Raw genomic sequence first — 9,968 nt, 5'->3', positions numbered from 1 at the left:
CGCCCGTCCTTTTTGGACGGGCGGGACGCCCATCCCACAATAACAATTAAAATTGTAAGTTATTTAATTCGCGCTCCAAATGAGCGTTTCACGGAGTGATAATCGCTTTGGGCTACATACATATTTGGCCACTCATCTACTTATTTAGGAATAGGTTTTTCCCGAAATTGTGCGTGGGATATCAACATATAATACTTATAATTACTAATCACAATTTAGTAAAAAAGTCAATACAGTTTCATCAATTCCCTTTAGTTTCAAAGGCTTATATTTAACAATGCGATTTTCCTCCACATAATCTGCAACCGCCGCCGAAATTAGTACCGTGTTTGGTTCCGTCACCTCTTGCAAGCGGGCGGCAATATTTACGCTCGGCCCGATCGCAGTATAATCCGATCGATCGGGGCCGCCAAACATCCCCACCACCGCAGTACCCTGGTGAATTCCGCAGCGAAACCGCACCGGAGGGACGCCATTTTCCCCAACAATTCCCTGCTCCAACCAGCCCTTGTTAAGCTCCTTGAGAGCTCCCAGCATTTGCCCCGCAGCAGCCACAGCGCGGCGTACTTGCTCATTAGGCGTTAATTCCTCCGGCGCGCCAAAGAAAGCCATTACCGCATCTCCAACAAACTTGTCCACCGTACCGCCACTGTCAAAAATAGCCTTAGTCATTGCCGCCAAATATTCATTTAACAGCTCAGCTACCCGGCGCGATCGCAGCGTATTTGCCATTTGAGTAAAACCGACAATATCGCTAAACAAAATAGTAATCAATCGCGGTTCCGGGCGCAAATCCAAAGCCAAATCTCCAGCCGCTGCAGCCTTCACCATCGCCGGCGGCAAAAATCGGCGCAGCACCGACTCAGTTAAATAACTGTTCAACTGCTGCACTCGGCGCTCGTTTTGTTTGAGGGCGATCAAATTCCGTACTTCCGCCAACAATTCTCGATCGTTAAAAGGCTTGGACAAATAAGCATCCGCACCCCGTTCTACTCCTTCAATTCGAGTATCTTCGTCGGCTTTAGCAGTCAGCAAAATTGCCGGAGTTCCCTGCAATTCCTCATCTTCTCGAATCATCTTAATCAAATCCAAGCCTGAAATCAAAGGCATCATCAAATCCGTTATAATTAAATTAGGGCGACGTTTTTTAGCCACGGCAAATCCTTCTTCTCCGTTGCGGGCGAGCAAAACTGCAAAGCCGGAATCTCGCAGAATTGCCGACACATAAAAGCGCAAATCTGGATTGTCGTCCACCACCAAAACCGTTCCCACTGCTGTTTCCGATCGGACAGGTTGGAGCGACTCAAAGTTATGATTTTCAGCCTCATTTTCTGATAAATCCGCCTCCACATCGGCCAGTTCCACCGCAGCTTTCGATGAGTGAAACTCCGCAGGTATTTCTAGTACCTGTTCCGGGGGCAAGTGAGTCGAACCGAAGTGCAGCCAAACGGTAAAAGTAGTACCTTCGCCGTAAACTGACTCAACTGAAATTTGACCGCCGTGGAGTTCGACTAATTCTTTGACAAGTGCCAAACCTAAACCGCTGCCTTCGTAGGAACGACTAGCTGAACCTTCGGCTTGGTGAAACCGCTCGAATAAATAGGGAATTTGTTCGGTGCGAATGCCGATACCCGTGTCTTTTACTTGCAACAAACAGTGAGCGCCGGCAGATTCAACTTTCAGGGTGATAGTTCCGCCTTCTGGGGTGAATTTAACAGCATTTGATAGCAGGTTGTAAATAACTTTGTCGAATCTTTCCAAGTCCAAATAAAGTAAAGGACATTCTTGCAGTTGGGTAATTAAGTGCAGTCCTTTTTTCTCGCAGTAGGCGCGGAACGACTCTGCGGTAGAGTAACAGAAACCGACTAAATCGCAGGGGCGAAAACTTGGCTGCATCCGTCCGGCATCTAGCCGCTGCAAGTCCAGCAGTTGATTTACCAAGCGCAGGAGGCGGCGGGAATTACGCAAAGCGATTACGGCTTGTTCGTAGGGTAAGTCTTCTTTGCGTCTGCAAGCTGATTCTAGAGGGCCGATAGTTAGAGTTAGAGGGGTGCGGAACTCGTGGGAGATATTTTGGAAAAATTCGGTTTTGAGCCGATCGGCTTCCAGAAGCCGTTCTGCCTGCTGTCTGGTAGTCTGGTAGAGGCGCGACTGCTGCACGGCTAGAGCAGCTTGAGTTGCGACTATTTGGGCCAGGTCAATATCTGAGATGTTCCAGCGGCGGATGCTGTGATTTTGGCGCAGGGAAATGCTGCCGATGATTTTGCCTTCTGAGAGCAAGGGAACGACTAACAGGGCGCGGGCTGGCGATCGAACTTGCAGTTCTGTAACATTTAATTCGGGGTGTTCGTCGAGGTCTTCGATCGCCACCGGCTCTTTTGATACCATAACTTGCAACAACAGCGGATTGCCCCGAATCGGCACCAAAGACTGTGGCAAAGAAGGATGGGCAAAAACCCAGGCGCGAGTGTTAGCAGCAGCATCACCAGAATCCGTCTCGTAGCCCAGAGGGTTCGCAACTAGCTCTGGATTATCAAGAAAACCCTGTTCTACAGCCACGGTATCCCTATCTGTGTCGTATAGCCCCACGCATTGGACGTATTCATCATCTTCTGTCCACAGAGATAGGGCGCAGCCGTCAACTTGCAAAGCTTGGCCGAGTTGTTGAGTAATGGCTGCAAAAATATTTTGGGGATCGAGACTCGATCGAATTGCCGTAGTAATAGTATTGACTAAGGCCTCGCGCTTGGCCAGCGCCCGCACCTGTTCGTAAGCCCGGGCTTGAGAAAGCGCCAAAGCCGCTTGGTCTGCCACGGTAATTACCAACTGTACCTCGTGGTCTTGCCACTGGCGCGGTTCCTCAAACTGGTGCAGCGCCAAGACTGCCATCAGTTCGATTTTGTAAAATAGCGGTACGATCAAGCTCGATCGAATATTCGCAGCTTCGTAAGCCTGCTTTCGCTGTGGATTATCCCAGTTTAAAACTCGATCGTCAGTTTGGGCATCTTGAATCACCTCCACATCCAGAGTTTCCCAAACCAAATCCGGCAGCAAATCCGGGGAGAGTTCGGCAGCAGAAGCATCACCGGGCGTGACTTCCTCATCGCCCCCCACACCTTTAGTTTCTGCCTTCTGGTAAACGAACCACTCATCGGCCACCCGGCCGTCTTGGAACGGCCGCAGCAGACAGCAACTCACCTCAAACATCTGCCCGACAGTTTCCACAATTCTTTGCAGCATTTGCTGGTAATTGGGAGCCGATCGGATAGTATTGGTAACGGCATAAAGCAGCGATTCTTGGCTCAAAGCACGGCGCAGTTCATTGGTGCGCGTTTTCAGAAGATTGTGAGTCTCAACAGCTTGACTAACAAGATTGATCAGCTCTTGAGCATCCCAAGGCTTGGTAACGTATTTGAATACTTTGCCAGCGTTAATAGCTTCTACTAAATCTTCAACATCCGTATAGCCAGTTAAAATAATTCGGATCACATCGGGGTATTGAGCCGCCGTCAGGCTGAGAAACTCCGTACCGCTCATTTTTGGCATTCGCTGGTCAGAGATAATCACTGCTACTTCTCCCTCTTTTGCCAAAATTTCGAGAGCAGCGGGGCCAGATTCGGCTCTGAGCACTTTATAGTCTCGATGGAAGGTGCGGTAAAGCAAGTCGAGGTTATCCGGTTCGTCATCGACTATCAGAATTTTTAGCTTAGGATTTTCTTGGGAATTCATGCACCGTTCTCCTGTGCCCCGGGGCTGTTCGATTTAATAAGTCTGATTAAAGGAAGAATTCGCCGATTTAAATTGCTGAAGTCATACCATTTTCGATTTTCTATCTTCGATTTTCGATTGCGAATGACTCCTGACATAAGGATTGGGAGTTTGCCTAGGTCGCCATTATTTTGGGAAAATGGTATCACAATAATTCGTGGATATGAATTTGTTGTAAGTATGCCGAGGCAAGCATCAACCTTGATTTTTGATGTCTGGGTTTTCAATTCGGAATTCTTCTGAGCCACAGTTATCTGTCGTGCACCCCAATTTTATTATTCAATGATATTCACATAAACTCGTCTCCAGATAAATTTCTTTCACCCCTTACCTTGAGGCAGCCGGAGATCAAACACAAATCTGGCCATTTTAACTGCCGTCTGGATATCTCAGAATACAGAGGAATAACCGTCTTGATTGTGAGTTGATTAGCCAAATTTATGTTTGCTCCTGCCTCCTGGGAATATTTTATTTGGTATGTGAAAGCTGCCCGCAGCAAAATACTATAGACAACCAACATCTTCGCCTGTGTTTTTTCCCACAAGTAATAGCAACTTTAACAGTCAGCCAAGGATAGCGACCACCATCGGGCCCTGAACCCCTGACTGATATTCGGGGGTGGCCCACAGACCACAGAGGTGTCTGTGGGAGTGACGCAATTGCTGTACCATTTTAGTTAGACTTGCACTTTTTTCCCCGATATCGGCATTTTTTGTGCGTCCTGCAGGCCAACGCCCAAGCTAATTACTGCGGCGAAACACCGCAAGTTTGAGCATCCATCTGTTAATCTTAGCTAGGGATGTACTCTGTGGAAACCGATCGGTCGATTTTAGATTTTAGATTTTAGATTTTAGATTTACTCCACAGATGAATCGGGGAGCTTGAACTAGGGTCTAAAATTTTGATCTCTCCACGACGAGTGTCGGTGGCTTGTATCTGTTTTTGGGCAGGGTCAATCAGCTCGATCGAGGTTTTGAAGGTCTCGCGCGCAGCAGAGTATCGAACCGACGGGGAAAACCCCTGCAGACTGTTTCCAGGCATCCAAATTTAAATTGGACGTTGGAAAAGTACCAAGTAGCTCAACAGGTAAGGCCGGTTCGATTGGGGACGGGCGATGGATAGCCCAGAACTGCTGAAAGCTGGGGTGCCAGGCCGGGGGGCGGCGGGGAACATCCGACGCGCCAGCGATCCCAGTGTTAGTATGGTCAGTCGTTGAGTTTTTCAACTACCGCTTGACGGATAAATTATATTCGATCGGGTATTTCAATAAGCAGAGAGCGGTAGGATTTCGGGAACCTGACGTTAAAACCTTTGTGATTGTTTTTAATACCTTGCCCGCTAAGCTGTCGCGCATTTAATTTGTAAGCTACCGTTTACTTAAACTCTTGTGATGCCGGCCGAAAGCCAGGGATCAAGCTTCAATTTAAAGGCCAAATAGCTGATCCACAAATCTAGTATTAGGGGATGAGTTTTATTTTTTCATAACTAGAGTATTAAATGCTAAAAATTTTCCATTTACCTCAAATGCTACTTAAAGTCTATCGCCAAAAAATGTAATTTAATCGGGCAAATAAACTATGCCTATAAGTTACGTTATAAGAGCAGTATAACATCAGTGAATTTTCTAAGAGGGTAGCTTAGAAACCCGCGTAAAAAAAATTAATATAGTGGCCTGGCATTGTGAATCCTTCATTTTTTTCCTCACCATCTCACCAACAACAAACTCCCGGACTTTCTGGTTTTTCGATCCGGGTGGCTGCGCCCAACGACTTAACGCAGCTAGCTGATATTTTAGCCATGAGCTTTCACTCCCGCGAGGGGTTTGTAGAATGGGTGTATCCAGTGTTGCGTTTGGGCATTTACGAAGATTTAAAAAATCGACTGCGTTCTAAGGCAGAACATTACATTTGTCTGGTTGCTGAGCTAGTCTCGCGCGAGGAGGGAACGCAGAATTATCGATCGCACCGAGATCAGCGCATAACAGGAACAGTAGAAATGGCTCTGCGTTCTCGCTTCCCTTGGCAAATCCCTAGTTCTGACTATCCTTATTTGTCGAATTTAGCCGTTCACCCGGAGTACCGGCGGCAGGGAGTTGCTCAACAATTGCTCAGCAACTGCGAGGAGACAGCCAAAGAATGGGGATTTTCTGAGATTTACCTCCACGTTCTGGAAAATAATCACGCGGCGCGACAGTTATACTATCAGGCCGGCTATCGCTTGCAACAGGTGGATTGGAATTGGACTGGTTGGCTGTTGGGCCAGCCGCGCCGCCTGTTTTTACGCAAGCAGATTTCGCTATCCTAAGCTAAGTATTTGAATTGATTATGGGGAATTGGGGCTTCGCCAAGAAAAAGGAAAAAATAGCTCTTCTTTCCTTCTATTGTGAATCAATGGAATGGGAATGGGGAATTATTGATGAATTTTAGTTGACTCTTAAGCCCGATCACAAAACACAATAAAATTAGTTGCTAGTAAACAGTATTTGTTACCAACCCTTGTGTACCTAGGAACACCTGAAAAACTCCATACAAAGTTATATCAACTCCCGTCGCCTCGTCGCGCGTAAAAACAAGTCAAAAATCACGGACGCTGCAACAGAAATTGCTCTAATTAATCTGCGTTAATCTGTGTTTATCTGCCCACATCGGCGGTTTTAAAAAGAAAATTTATTAACCGCAGATGACAATGGATTGACGCTGATTCACGCGGATAATAAGAGATTTATGAATAATTTCAAGGCTAACAGATTTGATCTTATACCAAATCCGGCTGGAATACACCCTTATTTTTTAGCATTTTAGAGAGGGACAAAAAGCCACTGTAAGAGCCATGACAAAAGCCGATCGCTACAAAGTTTCTAACCCGGATTGAGTATTGTGATGAACGCCACAGAAGTTCTAATCTGCTGTGGCGTTTTGTTCGCCAGAACAGGAGACTTTCGCCGCCAATTCTAGAGCTCAGAGAGATTTGGTAGGAAATCCGAGGAGCCGATCGCCCCGTTAACCCCAACCAGATTTGCTAGAACCCGATCGGTTCCTGCTACTAGCAGCAACGTACCGTTCGGAGTGGCGCTAAATTGCAACTGCTGGAAACTCAGGCCGTCGGTCAAAACCAACTTATCGACGCCTACCTCGAAGTTAATGACAGTATCAGTGCCGCCATCAGCACTTAACACATATCGATCGCTCCCAATACCTCCAATTAAAGTATCCTCGCCCAAGTCGCCAAACAGCCAGTCATCTCCAGATCCCCCATTGAGAAGGTCGTTATCTTTACCACCAATCAGAGTATCGCTGCCAGCATCTCCGTTGATAGTATCTTGGCCTTCATTGCCGTAGAGCAAGTCATCGCCCTCACCGCCGTTGATGCAGTCTTGCTGGCCGTTTGCCCCCACCGAGACACCCCGGTTATCAGCACGATCGCCATAGATAGTATCGTTGCCCTCGCCACCGCAGAGTTCATCGCTGCCGTCACCGCCGTAAATCGAGTCGTCACCTTGATCTCCGTGTATGAGGTCGTTAGCTTTACCGCCGTAAATCAAATCGTTGTCTTCACCGCCACTGATGGTATCGTCACCCTCATCGCCGAACAGCACATCAGCACCGAGGCCACCAAAGAGCAAGTCTTGGCCGCCAACATCTTGAGCTCGACTTCGAGCACCACCGTACATGGTGTCGTCGCCACTGTCGCCAACAAGGGTATCAGAGCCAAGTTCGCCCCAAATCAGGTCATGATCTTTGCCACCCCAAACACAATCATTGCCTTTACCTGCTTGCACCGTATCATTACCATGGCCGCCGCCGATGATGTCATTGCCACTGCCACCAAAGAGCAAGTCTTGTTCCCCGATATCCCCGATGGACTGGGAACTGCCACTGTCACCGAGCAGAGTATCGGCTCCTTCGCCGCCGTAGAGAGTATCGGAGCCTAATTGACCGTAGATGATGTCATTGCCTTTACCTCCGTAAGCGCGATCGTTATCTTTGCCTGCAACCAGCGTATCGTCGTCTTGTTGGCCGTGGAGGAAGTCGTCACCGAAGCCTCCGTAAAGCAAGTCGCGTCCCTGGGAGTCGCTGGCCCTTTGGTCGCGGATTCCCCCAAACAAGCTGTCGGAGCCGATGCCACCAAACAACGTATCGGAGCCGAGTTCGCCCCAAATCAGGTCATTTTCTTTACCTCCAAGGGCAATATCGTCACCTTTGCCGGTATGGATGGTATCGTCGCCCTCGTTGCCGTTAATGAGGTCTGCACCCTCGCCTCCGAAGATCAAATCGCGAGCATCGTCAGGACTCTGGGAGTTGTTCTCCCCGGTGTCTCCGAGAATCGTATCGGCACCTCGATCTCCAAACAGAGTGTCCGAGCCTAAGTCGCCGGCAATCCAGTCGTTTTGTTTGCCTGCAAATACGATATCGTTGCCCTCGTCTCCGTAAACAATATCGGTGTCAATGCCCCCAAAAATCGTGTCATTGTCTTCGTTTCCGTAAATTTCGTCCGCGCCGTCTTCACCTAAAAGCAGGTCATTACCTTCAAAACCGACAATTTTTTGGTTGCCTTTGGTGTCTACGATCAAGTCATCGCCGTCGGTTCCTTTGGTGGTTTGTCCCTCGGAAAATTGTGAAATAGGCCGGACAAATCCAACTGCAGGTGGTTGCGGCGGGGGCGCAAAGTTAATTCCCGGTTTTTCAATAATGGGCTGACACAAACAGTCGGTATCTGTTTCCCCGATCGGATTTGAGACGATCGGCGTGGGGGGCGTTGGTGTGGGAGTTGGCCCATCCGCCCCCAAGATAGCGACAAAAGTAGCGGGAGCGGGACTGATGGCACCGCTGTTGTCTGTGGCGCTATAGGTGAAAGTGGCTCCTGTAAAGTTGCCTGTGGCTTGCAAAAATAGTTGCTGTAACTGTTCTGGCGTCAGGACTTGACCTAGTGTGACGGGTACACCCCCGTTGGCTGGATCTCCTAAAAACAGGACTGCTTGGTCTGGTGAGGGCAGGCTGTTGATGGTGTAAGAGACGATCGACCCGTCGGGGTCACTTCCTCCCAATCCTGTGACTAACTGGCTGCTGTTGGGCGCGAGGCGGGAGTTGGCATTGTTGGCTAAGGGCGGTTGGTTGTCAGTTGGCAGTATGGCCGCGACAGTAGCGACAGCGGGACTGGATGCGCCGCTGTTGTCTGTGGCGCTATAGGTGAAAGTGGCTCCTGTAAAGTTGCCTGTGGCTTGCAAAAATAGTTGCTGTAACTGTTCTGGCGTCAGGACTTGACCTAGTGTGACGGGTACACCCCCGTTGGCTGGATCTCCTAAAAACAGGACTGCTTGGTCTGGTGAGGGCAGGCTGTTGATGGTGTAAGAGACGATCGACCCGTCGGGGTCACTTCCTCCCAATCCTGTGACTAACTGGCTGCTGTTGGGGCCGAGGCGGGAGTTGGCATTGTTGGCAACTGGCGGTTGGTTGTCAGTTGGAGTTGGAGTTGTGGGAGTTGTGGGAGTTGGCACTATCAGTCCATCCACAGTAGCCGTAGCAGGGGGACTGATAGCACCCCTGTTGTCTGTGGCGCTGTAGGTGAAATTGGTTCCTGTAAAGTTGCCCGTTGTGAAGAAAAATAATTGCTGCAACTGTTGAGGAGTCAGGACTTGGCCTGGTGTCACTGGTACGCCGCCCAAAGCTGGATCTCCTAAAAATAGGACTGCTTGGTCTGCTGGGGGCAGGCTGTTGATGGTGTAAGAGACGATCGACCCGTCGGGGTCACTTCCTCCCAATCCTGTGACTAACCTGCTGCTGTTGGGCCCAAGGCGGGAGTTGGTATTGTTGGCCAATGGCGGTTGGTTGTCAGTTGGAGTCGGTGTGGGATTTGTTGGAGTTGGAGTCGGTGTGGGATTTGGGGAAACCGGCCGCAAGATAGCCGCCACCGTAGCGACAGCGGGACTGGTGGCGCCCCTGTTGTCTGTGGCGCTGTAGGTGAAATTTGCTCCTGTAAAGTTGCCTGTTGTGGAGAAAAATAGTTGCTGTAGCTGTGCTGGAGTCAGGACTTGACCGGGTGTGACTGGTACGCCCCCGTTGGCTGGATCTCCTAAAAACAGGACTGCTTGGTCTGGTGAGGGCAGGCTGTTGATGGTGTAAGAGACGATCGACCCGTCGGGGTCACTTCCTCCCAATCCTGTGACTAACTGGCTGCTGTTGGGCGCGAGGCGGGAGTTGGCA

Annotated in this window: 2 protein-coding genes and 1 pseudogene; 1 reads left to right on the top strand and 2 read right to left on the bottom strand. The window is 49.3% G+C overall.

Annotation, left to right across the window (positions count from 1 at the left end; translation table 11 throughout):
* Positions 1–204: 204 nt before the first annotated feature.
* Positions 205–3,729 carry a response regulator gene (locus QUB20_RS27125; RefSeq protein WP_333248092.1) on the bottom strand — a complete coding sequence of 1,175 codons (3,525 nt, stop codon included), beginning with the start codon at positions 3,727–3,729 and terminating at the stop codon, positions 205–207.
* Positions 3,730–5,448: 1,719 nt separating this feature from the next.
* On the opposite strand from QUB20_RS27125, the gene QUB20_RS27120 reads away from it, so the two are divergent.
* Positions 5,449–6,072, top strand: a complete 624-nt coding sequence (locus QUB20_RS27120; protein WP_333246861.1) for a GNAT family N-acetyltransferase — start codon at positions 5,449–5,451, stop codon at positions 6,070–6,072.
* Between the two features lie 646 nt (positions 6,073–6,718).
* Here the strand turns inward: QUB20_RS27120 and QUB20_RS27115 are convergent.
* Positions 6,719–9,968, bottom strand: a pseudogene (locus QUB20_RS27115) (DUF4347 domain-containing protein); the annotation flags it as partial.

The organism is Microcoleus sp. B4-C2 (assembly GCF_036705265.1).
Classification (GTDB): domain Bacteria; phylum Cyanobacteriota; class Cyanobacteriia; order Cyanobacteriales; family Microcoleaceae; genus Microcoleus.
This window is presented reverse-complemented; position numbering and strand designations above follow the sequence as displayed.

Excerpts from the sequence above, each read along its gene's own strand:
- QUB20_RS27125 (WP_333248092.1), bottom strand. The coding sequence starts at position 3,729 with ATGAATTCCCAAGAAAATCCTAAGCTAAAAATTCTGATAGTCGATGAC.